Genomic DNA, 14,442 nt, shown 5'->3' on the forward strand with positions numbered 1-14,442 from the left:
GCCCGAAGGCAAGCCCTGCTTTATGAAACCTAACGGTCCCGGAACTCTAGGAAATTAGAGAGCCTGGATGTTGGTAGCCTGAGGACCCTTGGGGCCCTGCTCGGTGTCGAAGGAAACCTTCTGGTTCTCTTCGAGGGAGCGGAAGCCGTTGGAGTTGATCGCGGAGTAGTGCGCGAAAACGTCCTGTGAGGAGTCGTCCGGGGAGATGAAGCCGAAGCCCTTTTCAGCGTTAAACCATTTGACGGTACCAGTAGCCATTATTTTTGTCCTTCGTGAAGGTGGAGGGAACGTCCCGACTTTCGGGCCCTCCGGCGTGGGGTGTTCAAAAACCGCTACTTCAGAAGAACACGGACTTTCGACCGTGCGTACTGCCTGAACTACCAACTGCATAAACACAACAACATGTACCACACTACAGGAGTTTCCGGCGCAGCCTAACCACGGCAGCGGCAACCTCCCTAATGCCGCTGGTCAAGGTCCTCCAGCGCAGGGCTGTAGCGGGTGAAACCGGGCCGGAGCCGCACAGCGTCCTTCCTTATCAGCGCGATGTCTTCCCACAGCACCAGGAAGGAGCCCCGGTGCCGCCACTGCAGCAGGTACGCCAGCGGCCAGGGTTGCGTGAGGTTGGTCCGCTCGTAGCCCAGGAAGGACGCCGCGCTGTGCGGGCTGACCACGATCCCCAGCATCCGCGCCTCGGACATCAGCTGGTGCGGGGCGCCGTCCAGCACGAAGCGGACATCGGCTGCCTTCCCCAACCGGCCGCCGTCGGAGTCCAGGACCGGTATGCCCAGCAGGTCACCGAGGATCATGGCGGCCTCCCGGGATGCGGGCGATGATCCTGTCACGCACCCACCGCTCCACCCAGCTGGCGTCCAGCCCCTCGCCGCCGACGCCGAGCCGCACCACCACGCCGACGTCCGCCACATCCTTCCAGGGGATCCGGATCAGCCGGGACTGCGGCGGCCTGCCGCCGAAGATGCGGGTGCCCAGCACCGGCCCGGTCAGCAGGGCGTCGAGCACCGGCGCCGGGGTGCCCTGCGGAATCTCCGCGCCGATGTCCGGCCCGCTCAGCTCGAGGTCGTCCACGGTGGTGACCGGGACGCCGTCGTGATCCAGCACCTGCCGGTCCAAAAGGTGCAGCTGCGCGTCCAGGATCCGGCCCGGCACGGGCGGCAACGGGACCAGGCCCGGGGATGTCATGCTCCTGCTCCCGTCACGATCATCAGGGGTATGGCAGCCACGGAGGCCACCAGGATGATCACCAGGTAAACCATGGCAAGAACATTCACGGCTCGCCCGTTGACGTGTTTACCCATGTACTGCGGATCGTTGGAGACGATGAGGATGGGCAGGTACGTCAGCGGCAGTGCGATGGCTGAAAACACCACGGAATATTCCGTCACCAGCACCGGATCCACCCCGGTGGCCAGCACGCCAATGCCCACCAGCATGCAGATGATCATGGCCAGGTGGAATCGGGCTGCCTGGGCCGGCCTTCGGAACTTGCCCCAGGACCAGCCGAAGAACTGGGCCAGGGTGTAGCCGCTGGAGAGCGTGGTCTCCAGCGCGGCGCCGAAGGTCGCGGCCACCACGCCCACCAGGACGAAAGCCAGTCCGAGCTTTCCGGCGCCTTCGGCCACGGGAAGGATCACCTGGGACAGCGAGGTGACGGAGATACCGGCCGGAAGCAGGACTACGGCGGCGCACCCGGCGATGGCCACGGACAGCAGGCCGCCGAGCGGGAAGCCAACCAGGACATTGATCCGGGACTGGACCAGGTCCTTCACCGTCCACCCTTCCTCCACAGCGCCGGAGGAAAAGAAGAACACCTCATAGGGGGTCATGGCCGCGCCGAACAGGGCGATGGCGAAGTACCAGTACGTGGGCGCGGTTTCTTCCGCCGGCACGGCCGGCGCCAGGGCCTGCCCGGCGAGGACACCCCAGTCCGGCTTGAGCAGGAACAGCGCCACCGCAAACACGATCAGGGTCAGCCCCAGCAGGCCGGTGACGTTTTCCATGATGGAGAACTTCACCCGCCAGATCACCAGCCATACGGCCACGGCCGCCACCGGAATCCAGAGCAGGTAGTGCACGCTGCTGGCCAGTTGCAGCGCCAGGGCCACGCCGCCGATCTCAGCCGTGACGGTCATGAGGTTGATCAGGAACGACGCCGACAGGTTGGCGAGCCCGGCCCGCGGCCCCAGCCGCTCACGGATCACCTCGAAGGTTGCCCGGCCGGACGCCGCCGCCACACGCCCGGACATATTGGCGAACAGGCAGATCCCCAGCACCCCAACGCCCACCACCCACACCAGGGACAAGCCAAAGCGCGAGCCCACCACGGCGTTGGTCACCAGGTCCCCAATGTCCACGAAGCCGCCTATGGCGGTGAGGACGCCGAGCGCGACGCCGAGCAGCCGCTTCACCGTGACCCCACCTTATGGCTGAGCTGCTCCAGGGCGTCCTGCGCGGCGGCGAGCGCCCGGTCACCGTCTGCCGTGGAAGGCGCCGCCCCGCCGTCGTCCGCGGATACGGCGGCGCGTGCCGTGAAGAAGCCGGCCGCACACCGGTCCAGGACGTCGAGTGCCTGCCGCTGGGTATCGCGGTCCGCCGGGGTGGCGGGCGAGAGTTTCTGCACGGTGCTGCGGCTGGTTTCAACCTCCTTTTGGGCGTCATCCAGTGTGGTGGCGGTGGCGGCGCGGGTCAGCTTGCCGTCCATGTCCTGTTTGAGGGCCAGGCGGGCGGTGGCCACGGCGGACGAACTGTCCTTCGCGGCGGTGGAAACAGATTCACTGATGCCACCGCTGCAGCCTGCAAGGAAGCAGATGGCGAAAGCGGCGAGGCCGAGGGTCAGGAACCGGCGCGGCGAGGTGGCTGGCGTATCCGGCACCCTTGCCTCCCAACCCCGGCACATCCCGGGTTCCCGCAGCTCCCCGGACCGCATCAAAATTAGTTGCCCTAGGTTAGGTATAGCACCGCCGCTAATTATTTGACCTGTTCAGGGGCGGATTTTCTGCGGGCGTGGGCAAACCCGGCAACCGGCCGCGGCCAGGTCCGGCGACCGCCGGCGGACCCTCGACCGCAACAGCGAATAGGCATATCCTGCATCCAGATCCAGTCCACTTCCCCGGGAGATGACATCCATGGACATGCCCAAGGCGTCCGAGCAGGACAAGGAACGGTTCCGGCGTGTGGTGCCGGACCGTCCCGAGGTGGTGGTGAAGCCGATGTTCGGCAACCTGGGCGCGTTCATCAACGGCAACATGTTCGCGGGCCTGTTCGGATCCACCATCGGCGTGAAACTCTCCGACGCGGACCGGGCCATCCTGGAATCCTCCGAGCGGACCGTACCGTTTGGCCCCGCAGAACGGCCGATGGGCGGGTACACCGGCCTGCCGGAGGTCTGGAACGAAGAGGGCGACGGCGACGACACCCGCGCCAGGGCCTGGGCCGAAAAAGCCCTGGCCTACATCGCCACGCTGCCGCCCAAGCAGCCAAAGGAGCCGAAGGCCAGGGCGCCACGATCAGGCACCCCGCGGGCAGCCGCGAAGTAGCCATGTCCTCCCCCGCAGCCTCCCGGCAGGAAACCAACACAGTCATAGTGGGTGCCGGGCAGGCCGGCCTGGCCACCAGCTACTGGCTCAGCCAGCACGGGGTGGGAGCACCGGCTGCTGGAGCGGCGGCCGGCGCTGGGCGGGGCATGGCAGGACCGGTGGGATTCCTTCTACCTGAACACCCCCAACTTCTCCCTTGACCTGCCCGGCAAGGCCTATTCCGGGTCCGAGCCGGACGGGTTCCAGCCGCGGGACGCCACCATCGGCTGGTTCCGGGGCTACGCGGAGGACATCGCGGCGCCGGTGGAGCTGGATACCGCTGTCACCCGGATCTCCCCCGCGGATGGCGGGTTCACGGTGGAAACAGACCGTGGCGCGTGGGCTGCCCGCAACGTCGTCCTGGCCAGCGGCGCGTTTCAGCGGCCGCGGATCCCGCCAGCCGCCGTCGGAATCTCCGCGGACGTGCTGCAGCTGCACAGCCACGACTACCGCAATTCCGCCCAGCTGCCGGACGGTGCGGTGCTGGTGGTGGGGACCGGGCAGTCCGGCGGGCAGATCACCGAGGACCTGCTGGACGCCGGCCGCACGGTGCACCTGTCCGTCTCGTCCTGCCCGGAGGCGCCCCGGCGGTACCGCGGCAAGGACGTCTTCCACTGGATCATGCAGGTGAACGTGCACGGGCCGGAGTACGGCATCAACGCCCTGCAGGTGGACCAGCTCCCGTCCCCCGCCGGCCGGTTCATGTGCAATCCGCTGCTGTCCGGCAACGGCGGCGGCCGCAGCATCCGCCTGCGCTCCCTGGGCCGCAGGGGCGTCCGCCTGCACGGCCGCTTCGAGGGGATGCACGACGGCGGTCCCGTCTTCACGGACGACCTCGCCGAGCGCCTCACGCTGGTGGAGGCCGGGTTCGGCCAGCGGCTGGGCCGCCTGTCAGACGCGTACATCAAAGCTGCCGGCATCGACGCCCCGCCACCCGAAATCCCGGATCCGGATGATTGGCTGCCGTCCGAGTGCGGCGCCCGGCTGGACCTGGCGGCGGAGGGCATCACGTCAGTGGTCTGGTGCACCGGCTATGGGTTGGATTTCAGCATCCTGGACCCGTCCCTTGCCATCCTGGATGAGTGGAACTACCCCCGCCACCTGCGCGGCGTGGCGGAGCATCCGGGCCTGTACGCCGTCGGCCTCCCCTGGCTGACCAAGCACATCTCGGCGACCCTGCCCGGCGTGGGCCCGGACGCCGAATACGTGGCGGAACACCTGGCGTCGCGTTCCAACTAGCCGGGTTTGCCTCGCGGCCCGGTCAGCCCGCTTGGCGGCTGGCCGGGGCCGCGGACCTTGCTGTGCTTGCCGGTCCGGGCCAGGAACGCGTACACCACCAGCGCAGTCCCGGCCGCGATCATCACGGCAGGAACGGCAAAGTCCAGAGGGATCAGGAGCTCCGAAGACCGGATGGCCATGATCACGCCGAGTACCGCGAGGACCCCCGCCGGGATCAGCGGCCATCTGAGGTGGCCACCCCCTGAAGTGCCCGTGCCGGTGCCATCGGCGGGGCGGACCGGAACCAGGGCCAGCACGCCGAAGGTGGCCGCCAGGCCCAGGAACAGCACAGCGGCAATTAGCGTGCCCTGGAACGCCGGCGGCAGGGCCACAATCACGGCCAGTGTCAGCATCACGCCTGCCGGGATGATGGCCCACCAGTTGGCCGGGACGCGGGCGTAGACGGCGGCGAAGCCGGCACCCATGAAGAGGAACAGGAAACCCGCGGACGCGCCGCTGCCCGTCAGCTCGGCGGAGGTGATCACCGCGGCGAGGCCAAGGAAGACGGAACCGGGGATGGCCGCCCACCAGTGTTCCCGGCGTCGGACGAAGACCGACAGGAACAGGGCACCGGCGGCGGCGAACACCAGCGGCGCAACGATCGCACCGCTTTCGAGGACGCCAACCCGGTCCAGCATCAGCAGGACACCGAGCATCATCAGGACGATGCCGGCGATGATGCTCGCGTTGGCCGATTTCACCGTGGGCCTCCCGGGTGCTGGCAGGCGGCAGGGTGCCGCTGCTGCCTTCAGGCTAGGCTGCGGACGCGAACGGCAGGTAGGGCACAAAGCCCCGGCGCACGGTGGTTGAGCCTGTCGAAACCCCCAGGCCGCCTACTTCAGGCTCAACACCTCGTCGAGGGGGCGGCCGTTGACGAACACCTGCGCGCTGGTAGCCCCGGAGGCGGCCATTGCCGTGTATTCCAGCTGGGCCTTGGCGCGGGGGATGTCGCACACGCCGCCCAGCATGAACTGCCCGGTCAGCCAGATGGTGATGGTGCTGCCGGTCAGTTCACCGGCCACATACGTCAGGTTCGACTGGTACAGGGCATTCACGTAACCCGATTCGCCGAGCGTGTAGTTCTTGTTGGCGAGCAATGCCTCGATGCTCGGCCGCACCTGATCCGTGAACCGGACAGGTGCCGTGGTGATGGGAACCACGCTGTCACCGCACCCAGTCGTGGGGCCGGGACCGCCGTATCCGGCGCCGATGTAGTACACCGTCAGCGGTCCCGTTTGTTCCGGCAGCCCGGTGGGTTGCGGTTCCTCCGTCGCAGGAGGGCTGGCAGGGGCGGACGACGGCGGCGCGGCGGCGCCGGTGGTGGGCGCGGCCGCGGTGCCGGCCGGCGCAGTTGTGGCGGGCGCAGTGGTGGGCGTCGCCGTCGTGCTTGGACCTGTGGTGCCGGAAGCACTCGCGGTGGGGGCGGGGGCGGCGGAACTGCCCGTGGGCGTCGGGGCGGGAGGGCCGAAGCAGCCTGTGAGCACCAGCAGGCCGCTGAGCCCCAGAATGCCAAGAACCGGATGCCTGGGCCTGCTCATGATGCCCCCTTGAATGTGGGCCCGCGGGTGCGGGACCCACATTCAAGCTACGCCGGAGGGTTACTCCACAACAGGGACTAAAGTCCGGCGGCATACTCTACTAAGGGTGCACCAGCACCTTTACCGCCGTGTCCTTGTGGTTGATGAGGGTGTCGAAGCCCTGTTCCACCAGGTCCTCCAGCGCGATCCGGCCAGTGATGAACGGCTTGAGGTCCACCTTGCCTTCCTGCACCATTTTGATGACGGCCGGGTGGTCCCGGACGTAGGCGATGGTGCCGCGGAGGTCGATCTCCTTGAGCACCAGCTTCTGCATATCGATGGTGGCGGGCGCGCCCCAGATGGACACATTGACCACCACCGCGCCGGGCCGGACGGCGTCGAGCATGGTGTCCAGCACCGCGTTCACGCCCGCGCATTCGAATGCGACGTCAGCCCCGGTCCCCCCGGTGAGCTCCCGCACCCGGGCTGGCACGTCCTTCTTGCTGGGGTCCAGCACATGGTCTGCTACCCCGCTGGAAGTGGCCTTCTCCTTGCGGGCCTGGGTGAGTTCGCTGATGATCGTGGTGACGCCCATGCCTTTGAGGACGGCCGCCGTCAGCAGGCCGATGGGACCGGACCCGCCCACCAGCGCAACATCGCCTTCCTTTACGCCGCTGCGCGCCACGGCGTGGTGGGCCACGGACAGCGGCTCGATCAGCGCCGCCTCGTCCAGCGGAATGTCGCCGATGGGGTGCACCCACCGCTGGTCCACCACGATTTTCTCGCTCAGCCCGCCACCGCCGCCGGACAGCCCGATGAAGCCCATCTGCCGGCACAGGTGGTAGCTGCCCGCCCGGCACATGTCGCAGTCACCGTCCACGAAATAGGGTTCGACGACGACGTTGTCACCCACTGCCAGCCCCTCCACGCCTTCGCCGACGTCGGAGACAGTCCCGGAGAATTCGTGCCCCAGGGTCACCGGGGATTCCTCGTGGGACAGCGGGTGCGGGTGGCCCGGTGCCGGGCAGAAGATGGGCCCTTCCAGGTACTCGTGCAGGTCGGTGCCGCAGATGCCGCACCACGCGACGTCGATCTTCACCGCCCCTGCCCGGAGTTCCGGCTCCGGGACGTCCTCGATGCGGATGTCCTTGCGGGCGTGGAAACGTGCTGCCTTCATGATGGTCCTTTCATGGATTTCGGCGGGTTCAACCGACGGCTCAGCGGGTGTGGTGGCTGGGCTGCAGTTCGTAGACGGGCGTGTCCAGTCCTTCCATGCGGGCCTTCAGCTGCAGCGCCAGGTAGGCGGAGTAGTGCCGGCTCTGGTGCAGGTTGCCGCCGTGGATCCAGAGCTGCGGCACGTTGGTTGGCTTCCACATATTGCGCAGCTCCCCCTCCCACGGACCAGGGTCTTTTGGCGTGTCTGAGCCGTATCCCCAGCATTTTCCTACCTGGTCCGCGATTTCGGGCGAGACCAGGTCCGCCAGCCAGCCGTTCATGGAGCCGTAGCCCGTGGCGTAGACAATCAGGTCGGCTTCCAGCTCGGTGCCGTCGTCCATCACCACCGCGTTGCCGGTGATCTTGGTGACCTGCCCGGTTTTCAGCTTCACCCGGCCGTCGATGATCAGCTGGGAGGCGCCGACGTCGATGTAGTAGCCGGAACCGCGCCGCAGGTACTTCACGAACAGGCCGGACCCGTCCACGCCGAAGTCCAGGTCGAACCCGGCGGCCTCCAGCTGCGAGTAGAACTCCGCATCCCGGGATGCCATTTCCTGGTAAACCGGCACCTGCGCCTCCGGCAGGATCCGCATGGGCAGCGAGGCAAAGAGCAGGTCGGCCTTCTCGGTTGTCACCCCTGCCGCGAGCGCCCGCTCCGAGTACAGGTCTCCCAGGGCCAGGTCCATCAGGGACTCGCTGCGGGCGATGTGGGTGGAGGACCGCTGCACCATGGTGACGTCGGCGCCGTGCTCCCACAGGTCGGCGCAGATGTCGTGGGCGGAGTTGTTGGAGCCGATCACCACGGCTTTCTTGCCCGTCCAGTCCCCGCCTCCGGGGTGCTGGGAGGAGTGGCGCTGCTCGCCCAGGAAACTTTCGGCGCCGTCGAAGGTCGGGATGTTCGGGTAGCCGGAGACGCCCAAGGCAAAGATCAGCTGCTTCGGCCGGAGCGTTACTGGTTCGCCGTTGCGAAGGACGCTGACCTTCCATTCCTGCGTGCCGTCGTCGTACGCTGCCCCCACGCACTCGGTGCCGGACCAGTAGTTGAGCTCCATGATGCGGGTGTAGTGCTCCAGCCAGTCGCCGATCTTGTCCTTGGCGGCGAAGACGGGCCAGTCGTCCGGGAACTTCAGGTAGGGCAGGTGGTCGTACCAGACGGGGTCGTGCAGGTGCAGGGACTTGTAGCGGTTCCGCCAGGAGTCGCCCGGGTTCTGGTTCTTTTCGATGATGATGGTGGGCACGCCCAGGCGCTTCAGCCTGGCGGCGAGGCCGATCCCGCCCTGGCCGCCGCCGATGATCACGCAGTAGGGCTGCTCCTCGTAGCCGAGCCGGGCTTCCTGTTCTTCCTTGAGTTCCTTCCAGGACCGCCGGCCGCGGACAATTTCGTGGGCCACGCCCTGCTCACGCCGCGGACCCTTCTTTTCCTCGAAGCCCTTCAGCTCCTGCATGGTGGTCAGCAGCGTCCAGCATTTGCCGTTCCGGAGCCGGAGGTGGCCGTAGCCGCGGGCGTCACCGGTTTCGAACGTGATCCAGGCCTCCGCGGTGTCCGCGTCGCCGGTGGCGTCCTCGGCGAGCGCCCAGTTAGTGGGCTGCACGCGGTCCAGTGTGGACTCCAGCATTCGCCGGATGTCCGCCTTTCCCTCGAGGGTTTTGAGGTTCCAGGTGAATGCCACGAAGTCCCGCCAGTAGCTGTCATCCTCGAAGAGCCCAAGCGCTGCGTCCACGTCGCGCCGCTGCAGCGCCTCATCCAGGCCGGCGAGCCAGGCCTTGGCGGCAGCGGTGGGTGTTTCGGTCATCTCCACTCCTTTGTGTTGGTGCACTCTGGCCGCCCCGTCCCGCCGGGGTGCCTGCGATATGCTGAGGCGGGCGTGAGCTGCATCACTAGTGGAACGCGGCGGGGGTAACAGGTGCGTTACACGCCTACCGGACTGGCAAGGACGCCGGCGGCGAGGAGGACACGGTGGACTACGGTCAGAGGTTTTCGGACCCGGCACGGTATGCGCGGACGCTGCGGCGCGCGCATGAGCTGGTCATCTCCGGTGTGCCGCGCCCCGAAATCCCTGCCAGCCTGGTGGACTCCTGGCACCGGTCCATGGCGCTGGGCATCAGCCCGGACCAGCACAGCCCGCGGCACCTGCACGATGTGTCCGAGGTGCTGGAACTGCGGCGCGCGCACCGGCTGCAGCGGGTGATGCCGGCGCTGCACGAGCTCCTGGCGGACGACTCGCGGGACGGGCGCCATCTGCTGGTCCTCACCGACGCCGGCGGTGAGATTCTGTGGCGGGTGGGCAGCCCTGCGGTCCTGCGGCGCGCCGACCACCTGGAGTTCCTGGAGGGAGCGGACTGGTCGGAGGCCGGTATCGGCACAAATGCCATCAGCGAGGCACTGGTGACCGGCGGCGCCGTGCAGCTGTTTTCCGCCGAGCACCTGGTGCGCACCCACCACGAGTGGGCCTGCACGGCCGCTCCCATCACGGACCCTGCCACCGGTGAGCTGCTGGGCGTCCTGGATGTCTCCGGCCCCCTGGACACGATCAGTGCGGACACGCTGCGGATGGTGCGGTGCGCGGTCCGGGTGGCGGAATCGCTTTTGGGAACCCCCGACGGCGGGGCCTCGCCGGGTGCGTCGGCTCCCGTCCGCGCGGCCCGGCGGTCAGCGCCTCCTGATGCCCGGCCGGCCGCCGTCGTGGCATCCCTTGAACTGCTCGGTGACAAAGCTGTGGCGGTGTTCGACGATGGGAGCCGAACCTCCCTCACCCTCCGCCGGGCCGAAATCCTTGCGCTGCTGGACTCCCGGTCGCAGGGCTGGTCCGCGGAGGAACTGGCCTACGAACTGCACGGGGACGCCGGCACCCCGCAGGCTGTCCGGACAGAAATGTTCCGGGTCCGGTCGCTGCTGGGCGGCGCCGTGGAATCCAACCCCTACCGGCTGGCGTCAGGCCTGGCCGGGCGCTCCGACTCGGGGCGGGTGCTGCGGCTGCTGCGTGGTGGCCGGGTGGCCGAAGCGCTGGAGGCGTACACCGCTCCCCTGCTCAGCCGGTCCGGCACCCTGGCCGTGCAGCTGCTGCGGGACCAGCTGGACCTCGCCGTGGGATCGGCCGTGCGGGCCAGCGGGGATGCCTCCTTGCTGGTGCGTTGGCTTTCCACGGACATGGGGGCATCTGATCCGTTGGCTGTCGAGGCGCTGGGCAGGATCGTGGGACGTGGCGATCCAGGGTACCTGGCCTTCCTTGCGGCCACCGGCTCGCCCGTTCAGTAGGCAGGTCGACTGATCTTGTCACGCAGTTAACCCGCCATTCACATCCCCCACGGAACCTGTCCAACCGGCCTCCCTAGTTTCGAGGGCATGGACAATATTTCCCGCAGAACCCTGATCTCCGCCGGCCTGGGCGCAGGCATCGTTGCCGCCCTGCCGGGTGCCGCCGTCGCGGTTTCCACCGCTGACGACGCCGGCCTCCGCACCAACCCGTTCCTGCTCGGCATCGCATCGGGCGAGCCGTGGCCGGACGGCTTCGTCCTCTGGACCCGCCTTGCGCTGAACTCCGTGGCCGAGGACGGCCTGGGCGGCATGCCCGCCCGCAACGTTGCGGTGCAGTGGGAAGTGGCGGAGGACGAAGGCATGCGCCGGGTAGTAGCCCGCGGCGTCGAGCACGCCCGGATTGAAACCGCGCACTCGGTGCACGTGGAGCTGCGCGGCCTGAAAGCTGGCCGCGAATACTTCTACCGGTTCCGTACCGGCAGGCACCTGAGCCCGGTGGGCCGCACCCTCACCGCCCCCGCGCTGCATGAGACGCCCGCCGCGCTGGCCATGGCGTTCGCCAGCTGCGCGCAGTACGAGCACGGCTACTTCACCGCTTATAAGCGGCTCGCCGAGGACCACCCGGACCTGGTGCTGCACCTGGGCGATTACCTCTACGAGTACAAGAAGGGCAGCTACGTGATCGGCGGCGGCAACCCGCGCGATCATGAAGGTCCCGAGACCGTCGCGCTGGAGACGTACCGGCAGCGCCACGCGCAGTACAAGGCCGACGCCGACCTGCAGGCCGCGCACGCCATCGCACCGTGGGCAGTGGTCTGGGATGACCACGAAGTGGATAACAACTGGGCCGACGAGGTGCCGGAGAACAGCGACGCGGGCCAGCTCAACGACACCACCGAGCACTTCCGGCAGCGCCGCGCGGCCGCGTTCCAGGCGTACTACGAGAACATGCCGCTGCGCCCGTCCTCGTTGCCGGCCGGGCCGGACATGAAGATCTACCGCAGGATCCAGTGGGGACAGCTGGCCAACTTCCACATGATGGACACCCGCCAGTACCGCGATGACCAGCTGGCCGGCGACGGATGGAAGAAGAACGTGGCCGGGCGCCTGGCGGAGGACCGCACCATCACCGGCGCCGAGCAGGAGAAGTGGCTGCTGGACGGCTTCACGAACTCCACCCAGCGGTGGGACGTCCTGGGCCAGCAGGTCTTCTTCGCCGAGCGCGACAGGGCCCAGGCCCTGGACGTGGACGATGTATCCATGGACGGCTGGGACGGCTATGTGTCCTCCCGGCGCCGCATCACCCAGGGCTGGGTGGACGCGAACGTCCGCAACGCCGTGGTCCTCACCGGCGATGTGCACCGCAACTGGGCCAACGACCTCAAGGTGGACTACAAGGACCCGGCCTCCCCGGTGGTGGGCTCCGAGCTGGTGTGCACGTCCATCACCTCCACGGGCAACGGCACCGGCTCCACCGCCGATCCCACCATGGCCTGGAACCCGCACCTGAAGTTCTACAACGACAACCGCGGCTACGTGAACACCCGCATCACCAAGGACTCGATGACCGCGGACTTCAGGGTCCTGGACCACGTCACGACGCCGGGCGCACCGGTTTCGACGAAGGCCTCCTTCGAGATCCGCGACGGCGTGCCGGGGCTTCAGGCGCGGGGCTGACCTTCCGCGGGTAGGCCGCGGGGCATCAGCGCGGCCTACCTGCAGGCATAGTCATAGTCGAGTCCGGCCGCTACGTACTGGGTCACCGCGACGGAACTTCCGGAGGTCAGGCCGGGCAGCGAGCAGTTCGATTTCGCGCCCCGCAGGGTCTTGGCACCTGCGAGCCAGCTGGGCAGGCTGGCCAGCGGGCTGCCCGGCGGCACCGTCCCGGCGATGGTTCCCCACTGGCTGCCGGTGGAGTAGATGCCGACGCCGGCCGGTTTGCCGTCGGGGCCCTTCCTGCCGGCGGTGATGCCCTTGAAGTAGGTGGCCATGCCTTCGAGCGTGGCGCGGTTCAGGGCGGTCGCATCCTGGGTGCCTGCCTGCCAGCTGTTGCCGGTCTCCACATCCAGCCACCAGAAATAGGTGCCGGGGTCGGTGACGCCCCGGATGGTGGCATCGTCGTATGCCTTGGCGTAGCCGTACATATAGGAGCAAGGAAGGTCCACCGGCCCTGCTGCTGCCCCGCCGGAACCGCAGGTTCCGTACGGGTTGGAGACGCTGACGTTGGCGTAGGTGTTGGACGATGGCCACCAGGAGCCCTCGTGTCCGGGGTTGGCGGTGTTCACGTACAAGGCAACCTTGGGCTGGCTGGATCCCCCGGTTGAGGATTTGCCCGCCCACGCGAGTTGCTCGGCCAGGCAGGGATTCGTGTTGTTGGCCAGCCCGCCGGTCACCCCGACGATCGCGAACGCCGGCCCGGAGGGAAGGGTCTTGCCGCACTGTGGCCAGGACACGTCGTTGCCCACCGGGTCAGTACTTCCTGATGGCGGAGGTGCCGCCACCGCCGCCGTTCCCGTGGCAAACAGCCCCAGGAGGACCAGGAACACACCTGTCAGCTTCTTTGTCATAGGGGCTATCTTGCGCCCGCGCAGGCAGGCTGGGTAGGGGAAGCGGCCCCTCACTTAGGCGGGAACGACGACGGCGGCGCGTCCCGCCGTCGTACGTCCTGCTTTGCTGCCGCGCACGCCGCCTCGCATCATTCCGCAAGCCATTGTTCAGGGCCCGGTGCGGGGATACGATGCTCGCGGGGAGAGGCCTGGTCTCGCGACGAGTAGGGGCCCTCCCGTGACCGACTTCTTCACCATGCAGCCCGGTGAGACCGCCGCTCCCCTGCCGCCCGGGCCGGTCCTGTGTACCGGGACCGCGGCCATGCGGCGCATCCACCGCTTCTTCCTGTGGGCCTATGCGGAGGCGCCCGGCCTGGTCCGCTCCGTGACGGCGGGCGATACTGGGCGTGCCGCGTACGTGGGGGAAGTGCTGGGAAACTTCGACATGGTCCTCCACGTGCACCACGAGGGCGAGGACCTCCTCATGTACCCGCCGCTGGAGCAGCGCGCCCCCGGCTGTGTCCTGCATATCGCGCAGATGCTGGAGCACCACCGGCAGGTCACCCAACGGCTGGAACGGATTGAGCCGGTGCGGCTGCGCTGGATGGGGACGGCGGACCAGCAGGACGCCTCGGAACTCGCCGCGCTGTATGAGGACCTGAAAGCGGTGCTGGACGTACACCTGCGCCGCGAGGTCACCGAGGTCATGCCGGTGGTGGACCGGGTGATGACCGAGAAGGAAGCCGCGGCGGTAGGACAGCACGGGATCGACAAATTCGACAAGAAGTTCATGGTCTCCTACCTCGGCATGGTGCTGGCCACAAACCCACCGGCGGACAGGGTTGAGCTGTTCCGGGAAATCCCGGCGCCGGTCCGGCTCGCGTACAAGCTGGTGGGCCGCCGGATGTACCGGAAGCAGTACGCCACGCTCTTCCCGGGGCGCCCCATCCCCGAGACCCTGTAGCCGATGGTTCAGCGCGGGGCCGCAGGGGTTGAGGTTCCGGCTGGATAGCCCCATTGCGCGGGTCCGGTGCGGG

Annotated in this window: 15 protein-coding genes; 5 read left to right on the forward strand and 10 right to left on the reverse strand. The window is 68.0% G+C overall.

What is annotated here, in order from left to right:
• Window positions 1–54 precede the first annotated feature (54 nt).
• The 5 genes from QE394_RS03470 to QE394_RS03490 all read right to left on the reverse strand — a co-directional run bounded on the left by QE394_RS03470 (window position 55) and on the right by QE394_RS03490 (window position 2,890).
• Complete coding sequence (locus QE394_RS03470) at window positions 55–258, reverse strand: cold-shock protein (protein WP_009372930.1); 204 nt, start codon at window positions 256–258, stop codon at window positions 55–57.
• 200 nt (window positions 259–458) lie between these two features.
• Window positions 459–809, reverse strand: coding sequence for a PRC-barrel domain containing protein (locus tag QE394_RS03475; protein ID WP_261620074.1), 351 nt, complete (start codon window positions 807–809; stop codon window positions 459–461).
• Entirely contained in the window at window positions 796–1,200 is a 405-nt protein-coding gene (locus QE394_RS03480) for a hypothetical protein (RefSeq protein WP_091718804.1), read from the reverse strand. Before QE394_RS03480 ends, QE394_RS03475 begins: the two co-directional genes overlap by 14 nt.
• Window positions 1,197–2,426 (reverse strand): Nramp family divalent metal transporter, encoded by a 1,230-nt coding sequence (locus tag QE394_RS03485; RefSeq protein WP_261620073.1) that lies wholly within the window; start codon window positions 2,424–2,426, stop codon window positions 1,197–1,199. Before QE394_RS03485 ends, QE394_RS03480 begins: the two co-directional genes overlap by 4 nt.
• The gene (locus tag QE394_RS03490) at window positions 2,423–2,890 is read right to left on the reverse strand and encodes a hypothetical protein (protein WP_349033718.1); all 468 of its coding nucleotides are present in this window, start codon (window positions 2,888–2,890) and stop codon (window positions 2,423–2,425) included. The genes QE394_RS03485 and QE394_RS03490 overlap by 4 nt, the downstream gene beginning before the upstream one ends.
• Window positions 2,891–3,143: 253 nt before the next feature.
• On the opposite strand from QE394_RS03490, the gene QE394_RS03495 reads away from it, so the two are divergent.
• Both QE394_RS03495 and QE394_RS03500 read left to right on the forward strand, forming a co-directional pair.
• The gene (locus QE394_RS03495) at window positions 3,144–3,554 is read left to right on the forward strand and encodes a TfoX/Sxy family protein (RefSeq protein ID WP_349035367.1); all 411 of its coding nucleotides are present in this window, start codon (window positions 3,144–3,146) and stop codon (window positions 3,552–3,554) included.
• Between the two features lie 51 nt (window positions 3,555–3,605).
• Window positions 3,606–4,832, forward strand: coding sequence for an NAD(P)/FAD-dependent oxidoreductase (locus tag QE394_RS03500; RefSeq protein WP_349033719.1), 1,227 nt, complete (start codon window positions 3,606–3,608; stop codon window positions 4,830–4,832).
• Here the strand turns inward: QE394_RS03500 and QE394_RS03505 are convergent.
• The 4 genes from QE394_RS03505 to QE394_RS03520 form a co-directional block, all read right to left on the reverse strand.
• On the reverse strand, window positions 4,829–5,572 hold the full coding sequence (locus QE394_RS03505; RefSeq protein ID WP_349033720.1) for a hypothetical protein: 744 nt from the start codon (window positions 5,570–5,572) through the stop codon (window positions 4,829–4,831). The genes QE394_RS03500 and QE394_RS03505 overlap by 4 nt on opposite strands.
• Window positions 5,573–5,704: 132 nt before the next feature.
• On the reverse strand, window positions 5,705–6,409 hold the full coding sequence (locus tag QE394_RS03510) for a hypothetical protein (RefSeq protein ID WP_349033721.1): 705 nt from the start codon (window positions 6,407–6,409) through the stop codon (window positions 5,705–5,707).
• Between the two features lie 100 nt (window positions 6,410–6,509).
• A complete protein-coding gene (locus QE394_RS03515; protein WP_349033722.1) occupies window positions 6,510–7,565 on the reverse strand; it encodes a 2,3-butanediol dehydrogenase in 1,056 nt (351 codons plus the stop codon).
• 40 nt (window positions 7,566–7,605) lie between these two features.
• On the reverse strand, window positions 7,606–9,396 hold the full coding sequence (locus tag QE394_RS03520) for an NAD(P)/FAD-dependent oxidoreductase (RefSeq protein ID WP_349033723.1): 1,791 nt from the start codon (window positions 9,394–9,396) through the stop codon (window positions 7,606–7,608).
• Between the two features lie 164 nt (window positions 9,397–9,560).
• Here QE394_RS03520 and QE394_RS03525 point away from each other — a divergent pair, with 164 nt between their 5' ends.
• On the forward strand, window positions 9,561–10,859 hold the full coding sequence (locus QE394_RS03525) for a GAF domain-containing protein (RefSeq protein WP_349033724.1): 1,299 nt from the start codon (window positions 9,561–9,563) through the stop codon (window positions 10,857–10,859).
• An 87-nt stretch (window positions 10,860–10,946) separates the two neighbouring features.
• Entirely contained in the window at window positions 10,947–12,536 is a 1,590-nt protein-coding gene (locus tag QE394_RS03530) for an alkaline phosphatase D family protein (protein ID WP_349033725.1), read from the forward strand.
• A gap of 35 nt (window positions 12,537–12,571) precedes the next feature.
• Here the strand turns inward: QE394_RS03530 and QE394_RS03535 are convergent, their stop codons facing one another.
• Window positions 12,572–13,426, reverse strand: coding sequence for a hypothetical protein (locus tag QE394_RS03535; protein WP_349033726.1), 855 nt, complete (start codon window positions 13,424–13,426; stop codon window positions 12,572–12,574).
• 217 nt (window positions 13,427–13,643) lie between these two features.
• Between QE394_RS03535 and QE394_RS03540 the strand changes: the two genes are divergently transcribed.
• Entirely contained in the window at window positions 13,644–14,369 is a 726-nt protein-coding gene (locus tag QE394_RS03540) for a hemerythrin domain-containing protein (RefSeq protein ID WP_349033727.1), read from the forward strand.
• Window positions 14,370–14,442: the final 73 nt, after the last annotated feature.

The sequence above is a fragment of the Pseudarthrobacter sp. SORGH_AS 212 genome, from assembly GCF_030818145.1.
Taxonomy (GTDB): Bacteria; Actinomycetota; Actinomycetes; order Actinomycetales; family Micrococcaceae; genus Arthrobacter.

Bases quoted from the DNA above. Each gene is read 5' to 3' on its own strand.
- QE394_RS03520 (WP_349033723.1), bottom strand. From the start codon at position 9,396: ATGACCGAAACACCCACCGCTGCCGCCAAGGCCTGGCTCGCCGGCCTG.
- QE394_RS03470 (WP_009372930.1), bottom strand. From the start codon at position 258: ATGGCTACTGGTACCGTCAAATGGTTTAACGCTGAAAAGGGCTTCGGC.
- QE394_RS03495 (WP_349035367.1), top strand. From the start codon at position 3,144: ATGGACATGCCCAAGGCGTCCGAGCAGGACAAGGAACGGTTCCGGCGT.
- QE394_RS03515 (WP_349033722.1), bottom strand. From the start codon at position 7,565: ATGAAGGCAGCACGTTTCCACGCCCGCAAGGACATCCGCATCGAGGAC.
- QE394_RS03535 (WP_349033726.1), bottom strand. From the start codon at position 13,426: ATGACAAAGAAGCTGACAGGTGTGTTCCTGGTCCTCCTGGGGCTGTTT.
- QE394_RS03510 (WP_349033721.1), bottom strand. From the start codon at position 6,409: ATGAGCAGGCCCAGGCATCCGGTTCTTGGCATTCTGGGGCTCAGCGGC.
- QE394_RS03530 (WP_349033725.1), top strand. From the start codon at position 10,947: ATGGACAATATTTCCCGCAGAACCCTGATCTCCGCCGGCCTGGGCGCA.
- QE394_RS03475 (WP_261620074.1), bottom strand. From the start codon at position 809: ATGATCCTCGGTGACCTGCTGGGCATACCGGTCCTGGACTCCGACGGC.
- QE394_RS03480 (WP_091718804.1), bottom strand. From the start codon at position 1,200: ATGACATCCCCGGGCCTGGTCCCGTTGCCGCCCGTGCCGGGCCGGATC.